Below are 24,324 nucleotides of genomic sequence, written 5' to 3'. Positions count from 1 at the left end.
GTAACTCCTTAAGCTTGTGTCCAATAGTTTTTAACATTATAAGTATGGGTCTTTACGCCAGTTGCTTGGGCTACGGCCACTCCAGCGTTTAAAAGCACGGCTAAAATTTGCAACGTCTGAATAGCCAAGTTCATCTGCAATTTGTTCAAGACTGTAATCTGTACGTGAAAGCAGAGATGTTGCGTGTCGATAGCGTACTTCATCAACTAAAGTTGAAAATGATGTTCCTTCCGCTGCTAATTGGCGCTTTAGTGTGCGGTCTGACATGTGTAGACATTCAGCTACATTTTCAATGCTTAAATAATGTTGTTCAGAATTACTTAAAATATCACGAACTCGCATTGCTAAACGACGGCGCTCACCTAAAGCGGAAAGTTCTGCTTCGCACTGATTAATAGCAACCTGACTTGCGATAGGATCAGCATTAACTAATTTAATTCCTAAGTATTTTTTATCAAAACTTGAAATCAGATGTGGCTGGTTGAAGCGAATTGTGCTGCTTAGTTTATTTCTATACTTTTCAAAGCCTTCTGGTTCAGGAAAGTCCAAATCTACATCACCAGCTAAATCTTCGATACCCGTAATCGCTTTGGCCATACTCATAATACCAATGGTCAAACCTAAAACGATTTCTGTTCTTAGAGGTTCAAGTTCGATGTCACACTGTAATTGTAGGGTAGCTTTTGGCCCAAACGTTGAAAAATAGAGTTGTAAAAAAGGTAGTCGTAGTTGAATAAAGCGTGCTGCAAGGGCAATTGCTTCAGTAATGTCTTTGGCTGTCATAATCGCATAGCCAATAAAGCCATGAATCGAAATACGCATTTGAGTACCAAGGTGGTAACCCAACGTAGTTTCACCAGTTAAATTAAGCGCGTGTTTAACTAGTTCGTTTGCTACAGGTGTAGAAATACGATAATCAGGATCGGCCAGTTGCTCACTAGTAAGATGAAATGGAGCAAATAATGTTTCATCGTTATATCCCCAACGCGAAACAACATCTAATAGCAATAAGCCATAGACACCCGGAATACCTTGATCTTGACGAGCTGAGGTAATTTTCATATGCGTTCCATTGCTCTCATCAATTTGTCACATGCATTTCTTACACATCTTGTCATGAAATATAATCTGAGTTTATAAAAACTGTTAGACAATCATATCAACCATGTTTTAAACATTCTTTTTAAAGACAACAATTTTTGTTGTTGAAATAAGTAATACGTCGCCATTTTGATTTAAGGCTTGCGTAACGTAACTTACAATACCACGATCTAATTTTGTTTTGGATGGTGTGATTGCTGAAATTTCTGCTTCCACATGAATTTTATCACCTGGTCGAGTAGGGCGTGGCCACCGTAAGCTAGACTCTGAACCAATCAGGCCGCCATGAATCGGCATACATTCCGTCCATAACCGCATAGTAATTGCAGAAGTATGCCAACCGCTAGCAGCAATTCCTTGAAAAATTGGATCGTGCTTAGCTTGTTCTTCATCTATATGGAAGGGTTGAGGGTCATAGGAGCTTGCGAATTTTTTGATTTCATCTAAGGTAATTTCATATTCACGGCTAATGAAACGATCACCAATTTTCAAATCTTCTAAATAAAGCATTAATCTTGACCCTGTAATACTTTTTGTTCAATTAGGAAACCGCCTGTTTGACGTTTCCATAACTGTGCGTATATACCATTTTGCGCAATTAACTCTTCATGAGTTCCTTGCTCAGCAATTCGACCTTCATCAAGAACGATTAAACGGTCCATTTGTGCAATAGTAGATAAACGGTGTGCAATTGCAATAACGGTTTTATCAACCATTAGGTCATTTAAACTTGACTGGATTGCTGCTTCAACTTCCGAGTCTAATGCACTAGTTGCTTCATCTAAAATAAGAATAGGAGCATCTTTTAAGAAAACACGTGCGATAGCAATACGCTGTCTTTGACCACCAGAAAGCTTGACGCCACGTTCACCTACTTGAGCGTTATAACCACTACGTCCTTTTAAATCAACTAATTGTGGAATAAATTCAGCAGCTTTGGCTTTATTTACAGCATTCTCCATGTCTGCATCAGACGCATCTGGGCGACCATATTTAATATTTTCTGCAACTGAGCGATGTAATAAAGACGTATCTTGAGTAACTAAAGCAATATTAGCTCTTAAACTATCTTGAGTTACATCTTCGATGTTTTGGCCATCAATTAAAATAGCACCTTGCTTAAGATGGTAAAAATGTAAAAGCAACTGAATCAGCGTAGACTTTCCTGCGCCAGAACGGCCCACAATTCCTATTTTTTCACCTGCTCTAATATGCAAGTTGAAGTGATCAATCACATTTTTATTGTTATAAGCAAAGCTTACATCTTTAAATACAATCTCACCTTTGGTCACTGCAAGTGGTTTCGCATCTGGTTTGTCTTGAATATTGATTTTTTTACCTAATGTTTGCATACCATCTTGAATGGTTCCAACATTTTCAAATAAGGCTGACATATGCCACATCATAAATTCAGCCATACTATTAAGTTTTAAAATCATTGCAGTCGTTGCTGCGATTACACCTAATGCTGCTAAACCTTGGGTCCATAGCCAAACAGAAGTACCAATTACACCTACAAACAAAACAGCAGACAACATATTGATGCTGACTTCAAAGAGGGTGCCTAAACGCATTTGAGCATAGACTGTAGTCATGAACTCTTTCATAGATGCTTTTGCGTATTGGCTTTCACGACCAGCATGGGCAAATAGTTTTACCGTTTGGATGTTGGTGTATGCATCTGTTACACGGCCCGTCATGATCGCTCTAGCATCGGCTTGTTGCTGAGAAACTTTACTTAAGCGGGGGATAAAGAACCATGCGCTTAATAAAAATAGGCTTAACCAAACTAAAAGTGGAATAAGTAAAATTGGTGAAATTGCGCCAAGAACAATGCTGACTGTAATGAAGTAAATGCTGACGTATGCCAACATGTCACCCAAAATAATCCAGAACTCACGGATTGCTAACGCTGTTTGCATAACCTTAGCAGAAAGTCGTCCTGCAAAGTCATTATGGAAAAAGTCCAAGCTTTGTTTCAATAAAAGATTATGGAAACGCCAGCGCAAACGCATTGGGAAGGTGCTATATAAAATTTGATGTTTGATAATAGATTGAATATTTACAAAAAAGATGTTGGTAAATAAGACCGCAATCAAAATGAGTAAATCAGTAGCATGCTGACTTAAAAAGCTTTCTGGATGACTTTTACTTAACCAGTCTACGAGTTGTCCAATCTTTGAAAAAAGTAAGGCTTCAAAGCTTGCAGCACCTGCTGTAAAAAGAATAAGTAAGAATAAGTAAGGGCGTAGGCCTTCCGTAGCTTGCCACACAAATGGAAAAAAACGAGTCGGTAAGGGTTCATCTAAACCTTTAGTTGGGTAGGGATCTACAAGTTTTTCAAACCACTTCAGCATGAATTACTACCTTTGAGACAAAAGCCACTTAATTAAATCTTTGCAATTTAATTTGCAAAAAGTCAGTTAGATCAATATCACTTAGGGTTTTGATCTTGTGAATATATGCAAATACACATGAACTGATAATGTTGTACGTCTTAAATTAATACATGACGTAAAAAAGGAGACTTGAAGAAACCTTCAAGAACGTCGCGAGGACTAAAAGTATTATTCATTATATCGAGATTAATAGATAAAGGGGGAAGGAATTTATGCTTTAAGTATTTTTTCTTAGTATTTTGAACATTTGTTAAATTATTACAGCTACACGTATTAGAAAAGGCCTTTAGATCTATATCCTAAAGGCCTAAGTATTGTATTACCACATTAGGTCGTCTGGAATAACATATGCTGCATATGGATCTTCCTCATCTGTGGCTTGTTCGTTTTTCTCAGCATTATTAATCAAAATGAAGCCTTGCATTTTTTGATCAATTTTTTCACCTAAAGCTTTTGGAAGATAGGCGTATTGATCTTGATCTTTAGCAATAACTAGGCTACCTGCAACAAGTGCATTATAAACTTGCTGAGATAGATACACTTTTTTGATTTTATTTTCATCAATAAATTGATAAGCCACATCCCCAGCAAAATCAGTAATCTTGTGCTGCTTAATCATCTGAATGATTGATGCTTTAAGTGCTTTTTCTTCAAGCTGTTTCTGTTTTTCTAAATTTAAAGCCTGATCTTTAGCTAACTTTTCTTGTTGAGCTTTTTCAATATTTGCTTTGATTTCAGCTTCATTATTTAGCCCAAGACGTTGTTCGTGATGAGCTTGCTTTGTTAATTTTTTTGCTTTTTTATTATCAACTAAACCAGCTTTTAATAGCTGTGCTTGTAAGGCATTTTTAACCATGTCTTAGTCCTTGTGTGAAGTTGAAGTACTATAGAGATAAACTATCCAGTAAGAAATACTTAAGGCTAAGCTTAAAATTGCTGGCAATAAAAATGATTGTAATTTCAAATATGGATGTACTGAAGCAGCAATAATTCCACCCAGCAGAAAGCCAACAAGAATAAGTAAATGTAAAACAATACGTCGATTTTCTACAATTAAGCCTCTGGCTTTATATCCAAGTGCTAAACCAATATCAGTCAGCACACCAGATAGATGAGTAGTGCGAATAATCGTTCCTTTGTAGTGGCTTACCATCGCATTTTGTAACCCCATTGCCGTACAAGCCCATAATAATCCATAGCGTGGAAAATAAGGAAGCAATAGCCAGCAAAGGAAAATGAATAAGGCAACAAGGCTCAAAGGTAAGCCATAACGACGACCTAGTCGAAAATGACTACTACCTAAAATAAAACCACTATAAAATGAACCGCAAACATAACAAATAATCACCAGAAGTAAAAAAATGATATGTTCTGGTTGCCACTCTACCAAACTCATAGCCAGCATACTAACGTTGCCAGTCATATGTGAAATAGATTGATGCAAAAGAGTAATTAACCCTAAGACATTAATCATTCCGGCATTAAATGCCAGCAAAAAGGCTCCAAGTTGGAACCAGTTTGGTAGACGTTGAAATGGCATTTTGTTTAAGACGTTTGCTTAGAGCGAATATCTACAGCTGCGGTAAATAATACATCTGTAGATGAGTTAAGGGCTGTTTCTGTAGAATCTTGCAATACACTGATAATCATACCAACAGCTACAACTTGCATAGCAATTTCTGTTGAAATACCAAATAGACTACAAGCTACTGGAATCAGAAGTAGAGAACCACCTGCAACACCAGAAGCACCACAAGCTGAAACAGTAGCAACAACTGATAAAATAACCATTGTCGCAAAATCAACATGAATGCCAAGCGTATGTACAGTAGCTAATGTAAGTACAGTAATCGTGACTGCTGCACCTGCCATATTTACTGTTGCACCTAAAGGAATAGACACACTAGCTGTAGATGGGTTAACACCTAAACGCTCTGCCAAATCTAAGTTAACTGGAATGTTTGCTGCTGAGCTTCGAGTAAAGAAAGCTGTAATACCACTTTCTTTTAGACACTTAAATACGAGAGGGTATGGATTTCCACGTATAGTAAGGGCAACAAGAATAGGGTTGATAACTAATGCAACAAAGAACATGGTACCTAACAATACCACTAATAATTGTGCATAGCTTTCAAGTGTTGCAAGGCCCGCATCGGCAAAAGTCACTGCAACTAATCCGAAAATACCGATTGGTGCAAAAGCAATTACTTTATGAATAATAGCACTTACAGCATGTGAAACATCCTGCATCACTTGTTTTGTAGTGTCTGAGCTATGACGCATAGCTAAACCTAGGCCAATTGCCCAAGCTAAAATACCAATAAAGTTAGCTTCACTAATTGCTTGAACAGGGTTCGCAATAAAGCTTAAGAGCAAGTTTTTTAATATATCTGCGAGACTACCAGGCGCTTGTAAATCATTATGCGAAACTGTATTGAGGAATAATGTGCTTGGAAAAGAAAGACTGACAATCACAGCTGTGAAAGCTGCAAGCAACATACCTGCCACATATAGAATCATAATAGGGCGTAAATTGGCGCTATGACCCACTTGGAAGTTGGCAATAGAAGAAAGCACCAATACAAAAACTAAAATAGGGGCAACCGACTTTAAGGCTTTAATGAAAAGCTCACCAAATAAACTTAAGTAAGGCGTAACGTTCGGAAATAGTAATGCAACGCCTATCCCTAGAATAATGGCGATAATAATCTTAGTGACTAAGCTTAATCGAGAAAAGAATGCAAGCATATAAAGGCCTTATTAACCTAATCATGGCTAAAGGTTGAACAAGCGGAGTATTTTATACTTAAGTGATGTGAATCTTAAGCTTTTTTATAGCACCTAGAAGTATTTATACTTAATGGTAATATTAAATATTTGTTTTTATTGGCCTTAATTTAATATTTTTAATTTTGGAGTTGGTGATTTTGCTTGTTAATTGCTCATTAAAAAACTAGGTATATCAAAAAGCTGTGAAAGCATGGAATAGGCTAAAGAAAATAGGGTGGCAAAAAGTTAAATATGGTTGAGCTTTTTAGAAAAGCTACGCGAATTTTCAAAACTTTGTGCTTGGATTGGACTCTAAGCTTTCAAGCTGAAAAATCGCATATTTCAGGAAGTTACTACTATTATTATAATTTATAATTTAAAAAATATTATTTACTTGCACAGTACAGCTGATGAAGCGTATTTAAAATTGAATGCATATTGTCATCCTTAATTGAATAAAAAATTTGCTTGCCATCACGACGGGTTGATACAACATCACTTTTGCGTAGCATCATAAGTTGTTGTGAAAGAGTGGGCTGGGTAATTTGGGTCTTCTCTTCAATTTGAGAAACATTTAACTCCTCATAAGCTAAGTGACATAAAATTAATAAACGATCTGTATTAGCCAAAGATTTAAGAATTCCAACGACTGAATCAGCCGCATTTTTCATTTCTTCGATTTGGAGTCCATCTTTCATACTTTATACCTATATCAATATAGCGGGCATAGTATAGATTGATCTTATGAAAATGAATGTAGCAAAACTAATCAATCCAATTGTTTTTGTTGAAAAGCAATATAAGCGGAATTGATAAATAAGTAGTCTTTCTAATTAAAAACAACTATTTGTATTTCTTTTGTGTCTAAAGTGTTGCTTTGTGTTATAAGTGTAATTGTTAAGTATAAGTGAAACGAAGTCAACCTAAAACAATTTCAATTTGCTTTCGATAAATAGTTAAATCTAATTTATCTTGAGACAAATCATAAAAAAGGATTGAGTTTTTATTTTTTAAATATATAATCTGTTTTGTACAGACAGGTCTGTATATTTTGGTTCAGTAAGGTCGAAAAAAACGTCTAATTGTGAACCAAAATGACTTTCAGACGCAGCGTGATACATAAGAAGAATCATTAAATATAAGAAGAAGAATATCACGCTTTATTTTTAGGCTGCTCTTTCGAAATCGATTAATTTTTCTACTCGAGTCCAGTAATCATTAATTTTTATTGAACCATGTTCGACTTGAGCCTGTATGGTCATACCTTCCAAAATATTAACGAGTAGTAAAGATAGGGGAACTGGCTCTTTTACATCATACTGGTTAAGAAGATTTTGCATGAGTTGGGTCAGCCAAGCTTTATACAAAGTGGCAGGTTGATGTGTTGAAGGATATTGTTTTAAAACCTCTTCCAAGGCTTTTTGAAACATACAGCCATTAAAATCTTCGCTATTAAACCAGTCAGAATACCATAAAAATACTGCTTTAATTCTTGCAAGAGGATCTAACTCATCATGTTTTGATAAGGCAGAAGTAAGAGAGTTTTGTAGAAGCGTATTTCGAAGAAGTAGACACTCTTCAATTAATTTTTCTTTTGATGGAAAATGCTTATAGAAAGTCATTTTTGCAACGCCAGATTCATTAATGATGCGATCTACACCTATAGAATTATAGCTATACGAGTTAAAAAGTCTTAATGCGGTGTTAATAATATCATCTTTTTTCGACATATTTTAGCCTCTCACAAATGAATTGCTATTAGCTTGAACGGTGATCTTTATCAATGAGAATCTAGATAATTTAATTTTACAAGGTATTGTTTGTTATTGATAGAAAAAAGATATTATTTTTTTAAACGCTGAAGTTTTACTTTTAAGGAAATGGTAAAGAGTTTTAGGCTATATATTTAAATAATTATACTTCCTTTTTCAAAATCTTTTAACTCCAATATTTTTGCCATAGGTCGCTTTAAAATTTTAAAAAGGGAAATTAATAAATAAAAAACAAATTTATTTTTGATTTTACTGACCAATTTACAAGTGGACTTCCCATTGCTTTGAAAAGTCCACTTTTATTAAAGTTTCTTACTCTGAAGGGGGTAAAAGCATCAAAATAGATTCATTGAGTAAATAAACAACATTTTCAAGGATTTCAAGCTCATTAAAGTCGTTATCGAAAGCTAAGCTTTCTCCATCAGCAATAGCTTTTAATTTTGGTGCAAAAGTTTCAGCTATACATAGCGCTTCGCCATTTCCCCAGAAGCTTAGAACTCCATCACTTTCTGTATAAAGTAGGCGAGAAGCAGGTTCTAATAGAACTTCATAACCTTCATGTAAGATCTCTTGAAGATCATCGGCTTCGATCTCATCAGGTTCTGGAATATTATCTGGATATTTAGGTTCGCTCATATAAGACATGATTGCTGCATCAAGTGCTGCAGAGTCTTGCAACTGAGCTAAAACTAAGTCTTTTAGATAGCTTAGTTCAGTTGAGTTAATTTCACCAATTTGACTCATTTGTTTGCGTGCGATGTCTATAACAGGATTTTGAAGTAAAGTATTAGCTGAAAATTGATCACTAATGCGTTCCATCATTCCTGCAACGTTTGGCATGCGAAAGCCAAATGAGAAAGTTAAGCAGTCATCTTCGGCAACCCCATAATGTGCCATTCCAGGTGGAACATAGAGTAAATCACCTGGTGCTAAAACTTCATCAAATTGCACATCTATTTCTGGCAAAAGTTTTAATGGTTGATTGGGTGCAAATGCAGTATTTACATCGCACATTTGACCTAGCTGCCAGCGACGATGACCATGACCCTGAACTAAAAACACATCATAAAAATCGAAATGTTTCCCAACTGAACCACCCTTAGGGGCATAAGACACCATAATATCGTCGCGGCGCCATTGAGGAATAAAAGGAAATTTTTTCCAAAGTTCAGAAAGATCAAAAGAGTAGTGATCTACTGCCTGTACTAAAATTGACCATAATTTTGGTAGCTTTTGAAAATCACCTTTGGTTAAAGGTGAAGACTTTACGTGCCATTCATTTGGATTTTTATCTTTTTGGCGAATCAGTCTGGCACTTGCATGTTCTTCCAAGGCAAGTTCTTGCACATCCTGAGGTTGTAAAAGACCTATAATTTCTGGTAATCCGTTACGCACCAGTAAAGGTTTTTTCTGCCAATACTCTGCTAAAAATTGCTCGGCAGTAATACCGCCTAAAACTGTTAAAGGTTCTGTCATGGAAATAACCTATTTATAAAATATCTAGAATTAAGGAATTTGTAGATCAAGTTGCCTTAAAATATGGCAAAGTTGAATCATAGGAAGACCCATAAGAGTGGTCTGGTCTTGGCCTATCATTTTTTCAAACAAGCTAATTCCTAAACTTTCACACTTAAAGCTACCTGCGCAATATAGTGGCTGATCTAATAGAACGTATCGTTCAATTTCAGCTTGATTCAGGTTTCGAAATTTAACTTGATAATGTTCAACAAGCGTTTGCTCAAAGTCTCTATCGAGCCATTGCACGCTAAGAGCTGTACTAAAAAAAAGAATTCGACCAGAATTTTCGGCTAGTTGTGCTTTGGCATTTTCACTAGTCATCGGTTTGCCAATAAAGTCATGCGGGGTATGCTCTCGCCAAGCAACTTGATCTGAACCAATAACGATGGCTGATGGATTCTGTTCAGCAATCACCTGAGCTTTTGTGAAAGCGAGTCTTTTTGCAAGTTCATCGGCATGGGTTTCATCGCGAGGACTTTCATCAATATCGGGACTAATACAAATATAATTAATTCCAAGACGGTCCATTAAGTCTTTGCGAGTTTGACTACTCGATGCCAAAATAATTTGTGGCTGAACCATTACACTGCAAATTCCATTAATACATCTAAAGGTACATAGCTTAATACAGCTTGATGACATGCATGTATTTTAATAGGAGGAGCTTCACCAGCTTGATAAGCCTCTACCCAGCGAGTTACGCAGATACACCAGAAATCACCCGGTTTCAGACCAGGGAAACCTACTTCTGGCAAAGGAGTAATAAGATCATTACCAATTTTCTGAGAGAAATTTAAGAAATCAGAGGTCATTTGTGCACATACGGTGTGCTGACCAAGGTCTGTTACTGCTGTGTGGCAGAAACCATTTCTAAAATAGCCTGTAATAGGGTCAAAGCAACAACTTGCTAAAGGTTCCCCTAAAACATTTAAGCGATTGATTTGTGGATCTGGATGAATAGACATAATGGGTGAAATATCAAATAACTACCTCTATCATAATCAAAACTGGGGCTTTCTACAGCTTTTATGCAAAAAAACTAACCTTTTTTGATGTAATCATTTAAAATTGGCGCGTTTTTAAAATCATAAAGAGAGCTTTACATGAATTTTCAGCGTATGACTGACCTTAACTTAACAGGCAAACGTGTCCTTATTCGTGAAGATTTAAACGTTCCTGTCAAAAATGGTGTGATTACTAGCGATGCTCGCTTACGTGCAGCATTACCAACTATTAAAGCTGCTTTAGATAAAGGTGCAGCAGTGATGGTATGTTCACATCTAGGTCGTCCTGTTGAAGGTGAACCAAAGCCAGAACAATCACTTGCACCAGTCGCTGCTTATTTAACAGAAGTATTAGGTCAAGAAGTTAAATTATTAACTGATTATTTAGAAGGCGTTGAGGTTGAAGCTGGTCAAGTTGTATTGCTTGAAAATGTACGCTTTAACCATGGCGAAAAGAAAAATAATCCAGAGCTCGCTCAAAAATATGCTGCATTATGTGATGTATTTGTTATGGATGCATTTGGTACTGCTCATCGTGCAGAAGCATCTACTGAAGGTGTAGCTCGTTTTGCTCCAGTTGCTGCTGCTGGTCCTTTGTTGGCTGCTGAGTTAGATGCACTAGGCCGTGCAATGCAAACTCCTGAAAAACCAATGGTTGCAATTGTTGCTGGTTCTAAAGTTTCAACTAAACTCGATGTTTTAAACTCACTTTCTAGTATCTGTGATCAACTGATCGTTGGTGGCGGTATTGCAAATACATTCTTAGCAGCTGCTGGTTTTAACGTTGGTAAATCATTATATGAAGCTGACTTGGTTGAAACTGCTAAACAAATTGCTGCTAAAGTAAGTGTTCCACTTCCTACAGATGTTGTAGTTGCTGATGCATCGCAAATTAATTTTGAAGATTTCTTAGGTTCTTTAGCAGCAGCTCAAGCTGTTGTGAAGAAAGTAGAAGATGTGACTGCAAATGATATGATTTTAGACGTTGGTCCAGAAACTGCTAAAGCATTCGCTAATATTTTAACAACATCAAAAACGATCCTTTGGAATGGTCCAGTAGGCGTATTTGAGGTAGATCAATTTGGTGAAGGTACGAAAGCGCTTTCTCTTGCGGTTGCTCAATCGGAAGGATTCTCGATCGCTGGTGGTGGAGATACATTAGCTGCAATTGATAAATATAACGTAGCTGATCAAATTGGTTATATTTCTACAGGTGGTGGCGCATTCCTTGAGTTTGTTGAAGGAAAAACATTGCCAGCAGTTGCAGTTTTGCTTGAACGTGCTTAATACTGTTATATAGAAATAAGAAGGGATTGGGTAACCAATCCCTTTTTCATTGATAAGTCATTAAACTGTCATATATTTGCAATAAAATGTCGAGTATTAAATCACCAACTGTGGAAAATAGTGATGAATTTAAAGCTTACATTTGCTGCTATGTTAATTGTACCAATGATGTTGACTGCTTGTGCTAAGAAAGATGAAGCATCTCAAGCGGGCCAAGAATCAGCTGCATCTACTGCTGTTTCTGAAAAAGTAACGCCTGAGCAACAAGCAGCAATTGATGCGATTGATAAGCCAGTTCTAGATGAAAAGAATACAGATGTGGTTGAAGGTAGTGCGCCAAGTGAGGCTGCTGCTTCAGAAACACATTAATTTGTTGTTTTTTGTTAAAAAATCCCTGCAAATGCAGGGATTTTTTTTGAAATACTGTGATTTGTTGCTGAATTGAAATAAATGACAGGGTAGAATAAGCCGCACTACCTGGGAGGATATTATGGCACTCATTTCAATGCGCCAGCTCTTGGATCACGCTGCTGAACATAACTACGGCGTACCAGCATTTAACGTAAATAACTTAGAACAAATGCGTGCAATTATGCTTGCCGCGGATGCAACCAATTCACCTGTAATTGTTCAAGCATCAGCTGGAGCTCGCAAATATGCAGGCGCTCCATTCTTACGCCATCTTATTTTGGCTGCAATTGAAGAATGGCCACATATTCCAGTGGTAATGCATCAAGACCATGGAACAAGCCCTGATATCTGTCAGCGTTCAATTCAGCTTGGCTTTAGCTCAGTGATGATGGACGGTTCATTAGGTACAGATGGTAAAACACCTACTTCTTATGAATACAACGTTGATGTAACTCGTAATGTTGTTGCTTTGGCACATGCATGTGGTGTTTCTGTCGAAGGTGAGATTGGCTGTTTAGGTAGCCTTGAAACTGGTATGGCTGGCGAAGAAGACGGTGTTGGTGCAGAAGGTGTACTTGATCACTCACAACTTCTTACTTCTGTTGAAGAAGCGACTCAGTTTGTTGCCGATACTAATGTAGATGCATTAGCGATTGCTGTAGGTACTTCACATGGTGCTTACAAGTTCACTCGTCCACCTACAGGTGATATCTTGGCAATTGACCGCATTAAAGAAATTCATGCGGCATTACCAAATACTCATCTTGTTATGCATGGTTCAAGTTCTGTGCCGCAAGAGTGGTTGAAAGTAATCAATGAGTTTGGCGGTGATATTAAAGAGACTTATGGTGTACCTGTTGAGCAGCTTGTAGAAGCAATTAAACATGGTGTGCGTAAGATCAATATCGATACAGACTTACGTTTAGCATCTACTGGTGCAATTCGTCAGTTTATGGCTGAAAACCCAGCTGAATTCGATCCACGTAAATACTTTGCTAAAACTGTAGATTCAATGAAGCAAATTTGTATTGATCGTTATGAAGCGTTTGGTACAGCTGGAAATGCTGACAAGATTCGTCCGATTTCTTTAGAGAAAATGGTTGATCGTTATAAATAATTCCCGTCAGGGTTTAATTTATAGGAACCGGTTATTTATATAACCGGTTTTTTTATTAGGTAAATTTCATGCATAAAAAACCTGTGACAAACACAGGTTTTAATAAAGAGAAAAAGAGTTACTTTTGTAAGTTCTTTTTGTCTAGACTTGGATCTTTGATTTCTACATATGCATTTGCACGTACTTCACGTAACCAGCTATCAATTTCAGTGTTGAATTGGCGTTCACCTAAAATTTGACGTGCCATACGCTCTTGATATTCATGCGTCATATCTTTTTCACGTTTATCCGTTACTTGTAAGATATGCCAGCCGAACTGAGTTTGGAAAGGTTCGCTAATTTCACCTACAGGAATTTCCTGCATTTTTTTATCAAATTCAGGAACCATCATTCCAGGTGTTACCCAACCCAAACTTCCCCCATCACGTGCTGAACCTGTGTCATTTGAATAGGTTGCTGCAAGTGTTGCAAAATCTTGACCAGCTTTTAAGCGTTTATAGATGTTATCAATAATTTGCTTAGCATTCTCAAGAGTGACTACTTCAGATGGTTGAATGAGAATGTGGCGGGTTTGAAATTGAGGTACTAAAGCTTTTTGCTCATTTTGTTTACGTTCAAGAAGCTTTAAAACATGTACACCATCACGTACTGAAACTAAGTCAGTTGTTTGACCATCTTGTAATGGAGTAATACGAGCCGCAAGTTCAGCAGGAATATCAGACAGTGGGCGGAAACCCATGTCAGCACCTTCAACTTTTACATTTGCAGTTGAAAGTTTTTTCAAAGCATTTATATCATTACTTTGCGCAAGCTTTGAGCGTACTTCTTGAGCTACAGATTGAACTTCTTGTGCATTGTCACCTGAAATGCGCATATGAATTACATGTGCTTGATTACCTAACGCAGCTTGTCCCTGAGGTGATTTTAAGAAGTTTTCTACATCTTGATCACTAATTTTAATACGAGACATCACTTGTTGTTGGCGCAAACGGCTAATCGCTAAATCCTCAGCGATTCGGCCACGTAAACTTTCATAAGTTCCTGGTGCCATAGCATCCAACTTTTGCTGGAAAGCTTCTAAACTTTTAGAGCCAGATTGACCTGCTACTTTAAGTACAGCTTCATTTAAGCTCTTTTCATCAGGTTTAATGCCATATTTTTTAACTTGTTCAAGTTGTGCCTCACGCAAAATTAATTGATCTAATACCTGAAACTGTAAGTATTGCTGAGGTGGCACTTCTTTCTTTTGAGCTTGCAGTTCATGAGCTGCTTCAGCCATACCTTGTTGAAGATCGCTTTTTAAAATTACGCTATTGTCCACAATTGCCACAACTTCATCAGCGGGTTGGGCAAAACTATGCATTGATGAAGAGATTAGGGCAGCAAGTGTAGTTGCTTTAAAAAACTGTTTAAGATGCTTTGTCTTCATTAACGTTGTGTCCAAGATTGATTAATTTTGTTAAAACCTAAAACGCGATTTTCAAGTAAAGACGCGAGTTTATTGTTTAAACCACCTAAACCTTTTAGTGTAATTTCGGCCATGATCGCGCGCTTTTCACTAACATCTGGAGATTTTGGATCGTCTAGATCGTTATAGTATGAACGGCCATAGACAGAAATACCCCAGCAACATGACTCATAGTTAACTCCTAGCAAGAGTTCACGGGCAACATCATTGTCCATGTCATATTGTACGTGGCCCATAATACGCCAATTGTCTTTAATTGGTTGTATAAACGATGCAACAACTTGGTCATAAGTATCTTGACGACCAGGAATATCTTTACGATAGAAATAGCCTAAGTTATATAGATTTCCTTTATCACCAGTATAGTAAAGTTGGAAGTCACGTTGAGCATTGTCACCATTCGACATCCATGCTGAGTTGGCAGCAATGGTAAAGTTTTGATTAAGCTGGCTTGATAGGCTTACAACAGGACCAGTGTTACGCTCGGTATCAAATTCATCTTGCTGTTTTAATGTGACACGACGATCTTCGAAATAGTAACTTTGACCAACACTTGCACGTAAGCGTTCTAAGCCTACTGTATCAAAGAGGCTATAACTTACACCCAATGATAAGAAGTTGTTGTCTTCAAGACGGTCATGTCCATAAAAACGATATGGGTTAAATAGCTGATCATAACTAATTGATGCACTTGTCGAATCAAAGTTAGGGTAGCCATCTTGATTTTTGTAAGGCGCGTACGCATAGAAAGCGCGTGGTGTAAGTGTTTGTAAGTACTTACCATCACGTTCAAAGTTTAGCCCAGTGTCTAAAGTAAACTGAGGTACAACGACTGATTTATTTTCAGAACCGCCAGGGTTATTTAACTGAGTGTCTTTATCATAAAACGTTTGAATAGAACGTACAGAGACTTCAGGAATCACAAAAGCTGCTGGTGTTCGGTAGTTATAACGTGTTGCGAACTGGTTATAAATACGTGTACCACTACTTTCTTGAGCAGAATCATCATTAATTGATTTCTTAAAGTAAGCAGTGTCGTTATTAAATTCGTATTGTAGTCCTTGTGGATTACCTGTGACGTAATTTAATAAGAATTGTGGTAAACGCGCGTATGGTTTATCTGCATCCGCAACTTCTGGATCAAGCGTCTGGAAATCTTCGACCTTAAGCTGTGCTTTTAAACCCGGAATACCATGTTGATAGTTAAGTTCCCAAGCTCTACGTAAGTTAAGATCTGTTTTAGAGTTAGGACTGCTATCTAAGTCAGAGAAATAATCTTTATCTGATGCATAGTTATATTCGAGGTTAGTAGACCACTGATCGTTGATATCCCAATTATGTAAAAAATGGAAATCTTTACGGTCTTTATCATCATAACCTTTGTCAGATGGTAAGATGCCACCCCACATTTCACCAGCACCAAAGCCATCGGTTAAATATCTAAACTCACCTTTTAGCATTGCACCGCGGTCTGCTAAATATCGCGGAGTAAGTGTCAGATCGTAGTTAGGCGCAAGGTTTAAATAAACCGGAACTGAAAGCTCAACACCACCATCGTTTGAGAAACCAAATTGTGGGTTGAGGATACCTGTAGTACGGCGGTCATCAATCGGGAAGTTAAAATAGGGAACAGCTAGAACAGGAACGTCCTTAACATATAATTTTGTTCCACGAGTTACGCCGCGTCCAGTTTCCTGATTTAACTCAATTTTATTGGCTTGGATTTTCCAACCGGGTTTTTGGCCTGGTGGGCAAGTGGTATAGGTTGCATCATTAAGAACCATAACGTTTGGTGAGGTTCTTTCGATTTTTCCTGCGTGACCATGGGCATGTTGCTGTTCAGAAATATAAAAACTATTGTCTAAATTCCCGGTTTGGGTTTTTAGGTTGTAATTAATTTCATCACTCTGTGAAAGTAACCCGCCTTGAGCTAACTGTACTCGACCTTGTGCATGCGCAAAGGTTTGGGTCTTATCAATCGTTACTTTGTCAGCACGAACTGTGCGTCCTTCCTGATCAATAACGACATCACCTTCTAAAACAGAATCACCCGCTGGATTGTAATGTCCGTAGTTAGCCGTAACGACAGAAGTCGCTTTGTCGGCATCTAAAGCTTTGGTCTCAGGGTTAATCGGTGTAACCCATGTGCCTTGGCAAAATGCCGAGCTTAAATATTTATTGTCACGAAGCTGAGCTTCAGGTGCAGATTTATCAACATAATATTGCTGAAAGAATTCTTGACCTGGGTAAGCTTCCTTGATGCTCGCTTTAAGTTGATTATTGTCTATATTGGAGACAACATCAGTTGACTCAGCATAACTTGATTGTATGGAGCCACATAAGAGCGTAAAAATAGCTGTCGCTAAAGGATTAAATTTAAACTGATGCTTCATTGTCTCATTAACCAAGTATGCTAATTCACAATTAATTATTGTCGCATCATAGAGAAAAAGTTTATAAGTGGCTACACTTAACCCTTCAAAAATCTCAGCTTGTTTTAGATTTTATTGCAAATGAATACACAACGTGAACAATTGATATATACATGGCTTACATCTGTTCTTGAAAATGATCAATTTAAGATCGCTTTTTTAGCAGGTGATGCAAGCTTCCGCCGTTATGCGCGTATCGAGTTACAAAATAAAACGTATATGCTCATGGATGCCCCTCCAGAAAAAGAAGACTGTGTTCCGTTTGTGACCATTGACGAGTTTTTTGCGAGCCATGGTGTGCGTGTGCCTCAGATCGTTGCGAAGGATCTGGCTCAAGGTTTTCTATTGTTAGAGGACTTTGGTGATGTGCTTTTGTCGACATTATTAACTAATGAAACTGTTGATAAATACTACGAACAAAGTTTTAAACAGCTTATTCAATTGCAGTCTATTGACGGGACTAATCAGTTCCCAGCTTATTCTTACGAAAAATTAATGTCGGAAATGCAGCTACTCACAGACTGGATGTTACCGTCGCTTTCTATCCAGCCGACTGCTGAACAGAAAAAAACGATTGATAATGCATTTGATTTCTTGGCTCATGCTGCATTAGCCCAACCTCAAGTTATTGTACATCGAGATTTTCATAGTCGAAATTTGATGAAAATTACCGATGAGCAAGAGTTAGGGGTAATCGACTTCCAAGATGCTGTTATTGGCGCTGATACATATGACCTAATTTCGATTACTCGTGATGCGTATGTTCAATGGAACGCTGATCGTGTTTATCAATGGTTTAAAGTGTTTTATGACCTGTTGCCAGCGTCGACTAAACAAAACCGTAGCTTTGATCAATTTAAACGTGATGCAGATTTAATGGCGATTCAACGCCATATTAAAATTCTAGGTATTTTTGTTCGCTTGTTTGAACGTGATGGGAAGTCGGGTTATTTGAAGGATTTACCACGTGTCATGTGGTATTTACTTGAAGAAAGCCGTGGTTACGCTGAGCTTGAAGAGTTTATGGTATTTATGAATAACATCGTGATGCCTAAATTTATCGAGAAATATGGTAGCTATGAGGTGGCAGCATAATGAAAGCAATGATTCTTGCTGCTGGCTTGGGCAATCGTATGCGTCCACTTACGCTATATACACCAAAGCCTCTGCTTGAGGTGGGTGGTAAACCGCTTATTGTGTGGCATATTGAAAAACTTAAGAAAATTGGTGTGACTGAAATAGTCATCAATTCTGCATGGTTGGCCGATAAACTCATCAGTAGTTTGGGCGATGGCTCTCAATTTGGTGTGGATATCCGTTGGACACGAGAGGAAGAAGGTCTGGAAACAGCTGGTGGAATTATTAATGCTTTACCACTGCTTGGAACAGATCCGTTTATTCTGGTGAACGGAGATGTATGGACCACAATGGATTTTGAATCTCTACGCCATATTAAGCTAAATGATGATTTGGCACATCTTGTGTTAGTTGATAATCCGAAACAACATCCTGAAGGCGACTTTACATTATTGGATGGACGCGCTTTTGCATTCGATCAAGACGTGGAGGGTGAGAATCTTACTTTTAGTGGTGTATCTGTTATTCATCCTAAGCTTTTTGATGGATTGGAAGCTGGTAAACGTCCTTTAGCCCCACTGTTAAAGCAAGCGATGCGCAATCAAAAAATATCTGGTGAAAAGCTTAAGGGTGCATGGGTAGATGTGGGGACGCCAGAGCGTTTAATGGAGCTAGATTTGCAAATTCGTGAAGGCTTCTACGATTAAGTGTGTAATCCCTAATCGTTAACTAGTGTTCCACGATGCATAAATGGGTATACTTTGTTTTAAATTTTACTTAGATGTTATCTGTTTATGCATCCGTTTTTTCAAGAGTTACAACAGGGTAGTCAAAAATTAGGTTTATCGCTTAGCGATGAAGCTTTGACATTATTGTTGAAGTATCAAGATGCTTTGGTACTTTGGAACAAAGCTTATAATCTAACAGCGATTCGTGATCCGAAAGAAATGTTAGTGAAGCATTTGTTAGATAGCCTAAGTATTTTGAAAGATTTGCCAGCAGGCCGTTTGCTTGATGTAGGTACAGGTGGTGGTATGCCGGGCATGATCATTGCTTTATGTCAGCCGGAACGCTCATGTGTATTACTTGATTCAAATGGTAAGAAAATTCGTTTTTTGAAACAGTTTATTGCTGACCTTAAGTTAAAAAACGTAGTAGCCGTGCAAACACGTGTTGAAAATCAAGATACAATTGATGAGCTTGGTCAATTTGATGTGATTACAAGTCGCGCTTTTGCTTCTTTAACGGATTTTGTGGATGCAGCTCAGCCATACTTGCATCAGAGCAGTATAATTGCAGCAATGAAAGGAGTTGTGCCAGTTGAGGAAATTGAGCAACTTAAGCAGGACTTTTTATGTAAAGTGATTGAGCTGCGCGTACCAAGACTTGATGAACAACGTCATTTACTTTTACTTCAACGTATTTAAATAAAAAGTATTAGGGTTACCATGGCTCAAATTATTGCGATTGCAAACCAAAAGGGTGGTGTTGGTAAAACAACGACTGCAGTAAATCTTGCAGCGTCTCTAGCTGTATTAAAGAAACGTGTATTACTTGTAGATATGGATTCACAAGGTAATGCTACGATGGGGTCCGGTATTCAAAAGAACGATCTTTTGTATTCGATTACGGATGTTCTACTTGGTGAAGTACCAATTGAAACAGCTATTCAAAAAGCAGAAGTTGGATATAAAGTTTTAGGATCTAATCGTGAACTTTCCGGTGTTGAGCTTGCTATTGCAGAGCAAGAAGGGCGCGAATTTATTCTAAAAAATGCTCTGAATGAAATCCGAAACTCATTTGATTTTATCATAGTGGATTGTGCGCCAAGCTTGAGCTTGATTACTGTTAATGCTTTGGCAGCTGTAGATAGTGTAATCATTCCAATGCAATGCGAATATTATGCGCTAGAAGGTTTAGCTGATTTAACCCAGACTATTGATCGTATTCAAAAGGCATTAAATCCTGATTTAGAAATTATTGGTGTATTACGTACAATGTACGATGCACGAAATGCTTTAACACGTGATGTATCTGCTGAGTTAGAACAGTATTTCGGTAAAAAACTTTATGATACTGTCGTTCCACGTAATGTTCGCCTAGCAGAAGCGCCAGCACATGGTTTGCCTGTTATCTATTTTGAGAAAAGTTCTAAAGGTGCAGTTGCATACTTAAATCTTGCAGCTGAGATGTTGAAGAAAAGTAAAGTGAAGAAAGGAAGTAAAGTATGAGCATCAAAAAACGCGGATTGGCTAAAGGACGTGGTTTAGATGCATTACTTGGTTCAATTCAAAAAGAAAAATTACAGCTGGAAGCACAGGCACTTGACCACGGACAGTTGAAACAAATTGATGTAAATTTATTGAAACGTGGTGAATATCAACCACGTCGCTTTATTCATGAGCATGATTTGCAAGAGTTAGCATCTTCTATTGAAAAACATGGAGTGATGCAACCTATTGTAATTCGTCCAGTTGATGATGAATCACATCCATACGAAATCATTGCGGGTGAACGACGCTGGCGTGCAGCGCAGCTTGCGGGTTTAACTGAAATTCCTGCAATTGTTCGTGATTTAAATGATCAGGTTGCCATTGCGTTAGCACTTATTGAGAATATTCAGCGTCAAGATTTAAATCCGATTGATCAGGCTATAGCCTTGCAGCGTTTTCATGATGAATTCGGTTTGAGCCATCAAGAAATTGCTGACACAGTAGGGAAAGCACGTACTACGGTAAGTAATTTACTTCGTTTGTTGAGTTTAGCGGATGAAATTAAAGATTTCATGCAGCAAGGCCAGCTTGATATGGGGCATGCTCGAGCTATCTTGACGTTAAAGGGTAAAGATCAATTAGACATTGCTAAAATCGTAATTGAAAAAGGACTATCTGTTCGTCAAACAGAGCAATTGGTGCGTGATAGAAGTGAGCCGAAGCAGGAGAAGGAAAAAGCACCTGTAGCACCAGATATTGAACAATTGACACAAAAATTATCAGAGCGTTTTGGCGCTAATGTGAAAATTGATCATAATCAAAAAGGTAAGGGTAAGCTTGTTATTCATTACCATACCTTAGATGAGTTAGATGGCATTTTAAATATTTGTTTGCCTGATTAATTTACATTTGGGTCATATATTTCTAATTTTATATTCTTGGGGAAGAAGATATGTGGGAACTTGTGAGAGCGGGTGGCTGGTTGATGCTGCCTTTAATTCTATGCTCAATTTTAACTGTTGCGATCAGCATTGAACGTTTTGTTCGGTTAAGACGTTCACAAGTTCTACCCAAAGCATTAATTGATGATAGTTCGTTAAGAACTGAAGATATTGTGGAAAATTTGGAACAAAATGTAGAAGTGCAAAACAGCGCATTGGCTCACATTTTAAAAGCAGGTTTTGATCATCGTGAGCATGGCGAGCAATTTGCACGTGCACAAATGGAAGTAGCCGCTTCTCAAGAAATTTCTTATTTAGAAAAAAATATTAATTTCTTGGGGACTTTGAGTGCTGTGGCGCCTTTATTAGGGCTGCTTGGTACAGTAGTCGGGATTATTGAGTCATTCCTTGTGATTGATTTTGGATCGGCAGGTAGTCCAAGTTTAATGATTCCGGGTATTTCTAAAGCGCTTATTACTACAGCTGTGGGAATGTTAATTGCGATTCCTGCTTTAGTTGCTTATCGCTATTTTCAAAGATTAGTACAAGATTATATTGCTGAACTAGAGCAGCAATCGACTTTATTTCATGCCTCATTGTTCTATAAACGTTCCTCGTCTATAGCAGAACATCGTCGTGTTGGTTGATGGGTGAATAGCCAGATGAAATTTAAACGTTCTCAGGTTGAAGACATTCATATCAATTTAACGCCTATGATTGACTGTTTGTTGTTCATTTTGGTTTTTTTATTACTATCGACTACTTTTAATCAGCCAAGTCGCCTCAATTTAACGTTACCAGATGCACAAGGTGTTCCACCAAAACAGTACGATCACAAAATTGAAGTCGTGGTAGACTCTTCTGGTCATTATGCTGTAAATGGTCAGGCACTTTCGTCTAAAGAGGTTGCTGATCTGAGTACTGCGATTAAGCAAGTTGCTCAAGAGCGCCGTGATTTTATGTTCATCATTGCTGCGGATGCCAAAGCGTCTCATCAGGATGTAATTCGCGTTATGGATGTAGCAGGACAGCTCGGTTTTGTTAACATCAATATTAGTACCAAAGTTCCTTCTAGAGGTTTTTCTGAGTGAATCAAGATTTTAAGGTTTATTTGCGTCTCATAGCCTATTTAAAACCTTATTGGGGCGTGGCCTTATTAGTTCTTATCGGGTTCGGTATTAACTCAGCAACAGAAGTCTCCGTTGCTAAATTGATTAAATTTATTATTGATGCAATCCAAAATGGCAGTAGAGCTAATTTGGATTGGTTCCCATTATTAATCATTTTATTGGTTTTTTTCCGTGGCTTAGGCCTTTTTATGGGAGGTTACTATACTGCGGTGATTTCACGTAGTTTAGTTTTTAGTATTCGCCAAGAAGTATATGCCAAACTTTTAAGACTACCGGCACAATATTACCTAGATAATTCATCTGGCCATATTACTGCCAAGATTATGTATAACGTTGAGCAGCTAACGGCAGCTTCTTCAGAGTCATTGAGAACCATCGTTAGAGATGGGATGGTTACTCTAGGATTATTGGGTTATCTGTTTTATACAAATTGGCGTCTTACGCTATGTATTTTTGTATTTTTACCCGTAATTGGTGTATTGGTACGTAAAGCTTCAAAACGTATGCGAAAACTCTCATTACAGGTTCAAGATACGATGGGTGATGTGAATCACGTTGTGCAAGAGAGTATCAATGGTAATGCTGTAGTAAAAACTTTTGCTGGTGAAGAGTTTGAACAAGAACGATTCTATAAATCATCGGAAGAAAACTTAAAACGTGGTTTAAAAATGGTAATTGTACAAAACCTGAATAGCCCTGTGGTTCAGGTAGTGATGGCTTGTGCGATGGCCCTTATTGTATGGTTAGCTTTACGACCACAGATTTTAGGTAATACCAGTGCTGGTGAGTTCGTGGCTTACATTACAGCTGCTGGTCTATTAGCAAAACCAGTAAAAAACCTGACTGATGTTAATGAAAAGTTACAACGTGGTTTGGCGGCAGCTCATTCTGTTTTTGAACTATTAGATTTGCCTGAAGAGCAAAATAATGGTCAGTTGAAACCTAAACTAAATGGTGCGATTCGTTTTGATCATGTGGCATTAAATTATGCTGATGGCGTACAAGCTATTAAAGATTTCTCTTTAGATATTCTCCCTGGTCAAACTGTAGCATTAGTTGGGCGTTCAGGCGCTGGTAAAAGCTCATTAGTTAATATGTTGGTACGTTTCCAAGAAGTATCAAGTGGGCAAATTTACTTAGATGGTTTGCCAATTAATGACATTGATCTTTCTTGTTTGCGTACCCAAATCGCAATGGTAAATCAGCAAGTTGTATTATTTAATCGTACTGTTCGTGAAAACATTGCGTATGGTCAGTTGCAAGGTGCATCAGATGAGGAAATTCATGCCGCTGCAAAAGCTGCATATGCACATGATTTCATTATGAACTTACCAAATGGTTATGATACTGTTTTAGGGGCACAGGGCCTAAACTTATCTGGTGGTCAGCGTCAGCGAATTGCTATTGCTCGAGCAATTTTAAAGAATGCTCCAATATTAATTTTAGATGAAGCTACAAGTGCTCTTGATAATGAATCTGAACATTTTATTCAGCAAGCATTTGATGAAGCGATGCAAGACCGCACTACGATTGTCATTGCTCACCGTTTATCAACAATTGAGAATGCTGACCGTATTGTAGTGATGGATCAAGGACAAATTGTTGAACAAGGTACTCATCAAGAACTCCTCGCAAAACATGGTGCTTATTATCAATTACATCAGCGTAATTTCGAGGATAACTAA

Annotated in this window: 24 protein-coding genes; 11 read left to right on the top strand and 13 right to left on the bottom strand. The window is 37.7% G+C overall.

Annotated elements, in window-relative coordinates:
- Window positions 1–36: 36 nt before the first annotated feature.
- The 11 genes from KIP84_RS09780 to KIP84_RS09730 all read right to left on the bottom strand — a co-directional run bounded on the left by KIP84_RS09780 (window position 37) and on the right by KIP84_RS09730 (window position 10,524).
- Window positions 37–1,062 carry an AraC family transcriptional regulator gene (locus KIP84_RS09780; RefSeq protein ID WP_002121430.1) on the bottom strand — a complete coding sequence of 342 codons (1,026 nt, stop codon included), beginning with the start codon at window positions 1,060–1,062 and terminating at the stop codon, window positions 37–39.
- 108 nt (window positions 1,063–1,170) lie between these two features.
- Window positions 1,171–1,611, bottom strand: a complete 441-nt coding sequence (locus tag KIP84_RS09775) for a MaoC family dehydratase (RefSeq protein ID WP_002121358.1) — start codon at window positions 1,609–1,611, stop codon at window positions 1,171–1,173.
- A complete protein-coding gene (locus KIP84_RS09770) occupies window positions 1,611–3,458 on the bottom strand; it encodes an ABC transporter ATP-binding protein (protein ID WP_014206581.1) in 1,848 nt (615 codons plus the stop codon). The genes KIP84_RS09775 and KIP84_RS09770 overlap by 1 nt, the downstream gene beginning before the upstream one ends.
- Before the next feature lie 361 nt (window positions 3,459–3,819).
- Window positions 3,820–4,356, bottom strand: coding sequence for a DUF2058 domain-containing protein (locus tag KIP84_RS09765; RefSeq protein WP_068566137.1), 537 nt, complete (start codon window positions 4,354–4,356; stop codon window positions 3,820–3,822).
- Between the two features lie 3 nt (window positions 4,357–4,359).
- Window positions 4,360–5,040 carry a YoaK family protein gene (locus KIP84_RS09760; protein WP_213688363.1) on the bottom strand — a complete coding sequence of 227 codons (681 nt, stop codon included), beginning with the start codon at window positions 5,038–5,040 and terminating at the stop codon, window positions 4,360–4,362.
- A 5-nt stretch (window positions 5,041–5,045) separates the two neighbouring features.
- Complete coding sequence (gene sstT, locus KIP84_RS09755) at window positions 5,046–6,248, bottom strand: serine/threonine transporter SstT (protein ID WP_213688362.1); 1,203 nt, start codon at window positions 6,246–6,248, stop codon at window positions 5,046–5,048.
- Window positions 6,249–6,655: 407 nt separating this feature from the next.
- Window positions 6,656–6,967 carry a metalloregulator ArsR/SmtB family transcription factor gene (locus tag KIP84_RS09750; RefSeq protein ID WP_002121379.1) on the bottom strand — a complete coding sequence of 104 codons (312 nt, stop codon included), beginning with the start codon at window positions 6,965–6,967 and terminating at the stop codon, window positions 6,656–6,658.
- Window positions 6,968–7,435: 468 nt separating this feature from the next.
- Window positions 7,436–7,999 carry a TetR/AcrR family transcriptional regulator gene (locus tag KIP84_RS09745; RefSeq protein WP_002121343.1) on the bottom strand — a complete coding sequence of 188 codons (564 nt, stop codon included), beginning with the start codon at window positions 7,997–7,999 and terminating at the stop codon, window positions 7,436–7,438.
- A gap of 354 nt (window positions 8,000–8,353) precedes the next feature.
- Window positions 8,354–9,517, bottom strand: a complete 1,164-nt coding sequence (locus KIP84_RS09740) for a cupin domain-containing protein (protein ID WP_174723758.1) — start codon at window positions 9,515–9,517, stop codon at window positions 8,354–8,356.
- A gap of 30 nt (window positions 9,518–9,547) precedes the next feature.
- On the bottom strand, window positions 9,548–10,141 hold the full coding sequence (locus KIP84_RS09735) for a Maf family protein (protein ID WP_017482282.1): 594 nt from the start codon (window positions 10,139–10,141) through the stop codon (window positions 9,548–9,550).
- A complete protein-coding gene (locus KIP84_RS09730) occupies window positions 10,141–10,524 on the bottom strand; it encodes a DUF2237 domain-containing protein (RefSeq protein ID WP_002121396.1) in 384 nt (127 codons plus the stop codon). The genes KIP84_RS09735 and KIP84_RS09730 overlap by 1 nt, the downstream gene beginning before the upstream one ends.
- 138 nt (window positions 10,525–10,662) lie before the next feature.
- On the opposite strand from KIP84_RS09730, the gene KIP84_RS09725 reads away from it, so the two are divergent.
- The 3 genes from KIP84_RS09725 to fba all read left to right on the top strand — a co-directional run bounded on the left by KIP84_RS09725 (window position 10,663) and on the right by fba (window position 13,378).
- On the top strand, window positions 10,663–11,850 hold the full coding sequence (locus KIP84_RS09725; RefSeq protein WP_032007254.1) for a phosphoglycerate kinase: 1,188 nt from the start codon (window positions 10,663–10,665) through the stop codon (window positions 11,848–11,850).
- A 123-nt stretch (window positions 11,851–11,973) separates the two neighbouring features.
- The gene (locus KIP84_RS09720; RefSeq protein WP_002121463.1) at window positions 11,974–12,219 is read left to right on the top strand and encodes a hypothetical protein; all 246 of its coding nucleotides are present in this window, start codon (window positions 11,974–11,976) and stop codon (window positions 12,217–12,219) included.
- A 121-nt stretch (window positions 12,220–12,340) separates the two neighbouring features.
- Window positions 12,341–13,378 (top strand): class II fructose-bisphosphate aldolase, encoded by a 1,038-nt coding sequence (fba, locus tag KIP84_RS09715; RefSeq protein ID WP_002121428.1) that lies wholly within the window; start codon window positions 12,341–12,343, stop codon window positions 13,376–13,378.
- A gap of 118 nt (window positions 13,379–13,496) precedes the next feature.
- Here fba and KIP84_RS09710 read toward each other — a convergent pair whose 3' ends face one another.
- Both KIP84_RS09710 and KIP84_RS09705 read right to left on the bottom strand, forming a co-directional pair.
- Window positions 13,497–14,807 (bottom strand): peptidylprolyl isomerase, encoded by a 1,311-nt coding sequence (locus KIP84_RS09710; protein ID WP_017482279.1) that lies wholly within the window; start codon window positions 14,805–14,807, stop codon window positions 13,497–13,499.
- Entirely contained in the window at window positions 14,807–17,239 is a 2,433-nt protein-coding gene (locus tag KIP84_RS09705) for an LPS-assembly protein LptD (RefSeq protein ID WP_213688361.1), read from the bottom strand. Before KIP84_RS09705 ends, KIP84_RS09710 begins: the two co-directional genes overlap by 1 nt.
- A 120-nt stretch (window positions 17,240–17,359) precedes the next feature.
- Here KIP84_RS09705 and KIP84_RS09700 point away from each other — a divergent pair, with 120 nt between their 5' ends.
- The 8 genes from KIP84_RS09700 to msbA all read left to right on the top strand — a co-directional run bounded on the left by KIP84_RS09700 (window position 17,360) and on the right by msbA (window position 24,324).
- Window positions 17,360–18,373, top strand: a complete 1,014-nt coding sequence (locus tag KIP84_RS09700; RefSeq protein WP_063098710.1) for a phosphotransferase — start codon at window positions 17,360–17,362, stop codon at window positions 18,371–18,373.
- On the top strand, window positions 18,373–19,062 hold the full coding sequence (gene murU, locus KIP84_RS09695; protein ID WP_199976721.1) for an N-acetylmuramate alpha-1-phosphate uridylyltransferase MurU: 690 nt from the start codon (window positions 18,373–18,375) through the stop codon (window positions 19,060–19,062). The genes KIP84_RS09700 and murU overlap by 1 nt, the downstream gene beginning before the upstream one ends.
- A gap of 87 nt (window positions 19,063–19,149) precedes the next feature.
- Entirely contained in the window at window positions 19,150–19,782 is a 633-nt protein-coding gene (rsmG, locus tag KIP84_RS09690) for a 16S rRNA (guanine(527)-N(7))-methyltransferase RsmG (protein ID WP_017482277.1), read from the top strand.
- 21 nt (window positions 19,783–19,803) lie between these two features.
- The gene (locus KIP84_RS09685) at window positions 19,804–20,586 is read left to right on the top strand and encodes an AAA family ATPase (RefSeq protein WP_002121458.1); all 783 of its coding nucleotides are present in this window, start codon (window positions 19,804–19,806) and stop codon (window positions 20,584–20,586) included.
- Window positions 20,583–21,470 (top strand): ParB/RepB/Spo0J family partition protein, encoded by an 888-nt coding sequence (locus KIP84_RS09680; RefSeq protein WP_104074600.1) that lies wholly within the window; start codon window positions 20,583–20,585, stop codon window positions 21,468–21,470. Before KIP84_RS09685 ends, KIP84_RS09680 begins: the two co-directional genes overlap by 4 nt.
- A 50-nt stretch (window positions 21,471–21,520) precedes the next feature.
- Window positions 21,521–22,156, top strand: coding sequence for a MotA/TolQ/ExbB proton channel family protein (locus tag KIP84_RS09675; protein ID WP_005069550.1), 636 nt, complete (start codon window positions 21,521–21,523; stop codon window positions 22,154–22,156).
- A 15-nt stretch (window positions 22,157–22,171) separates the two neighbouring features.
- Window positions 22,172–22,600 (top strand): biopolymer transporter ExbD, encoded by a 429-nt coding sequence (locus KIP84_RS09670; RefSeq protein WP_005069548.1) that lies wholly within the window; start codon window positions 22,172–22,174, stop codon window positions 22,598–22,600.
- Window positions 22,597–24,324 (top strand): lipid A export permease/ATP-binding protein MsbA, encoded by a 1,728-nt coding sequence (gene msbA / locus KIP84_RS09665; protein WP_069030654.1) that lies wholly within the window; start codon window positions 22,597–22,599, stop codon window positions 24,322–24,324. The genes KIP84_RS09670 and msbA overlap by 4 nt, the downstream gene beginning before the upstream one ends.

This window comes from Acinetobacter sp. BHS4, from assembly GCF_018454425.1.
GTDB classification, from domain to species: Bacteria; Pseudomonadota; Gammaproteobacteria; order Pseudomonadales; family Moraxellaceae; genus Acinetobacter; species Acinetobacter pittii.
This window is presented reverse-complemented; position numbering and strand designations above follow the sequence as displayed.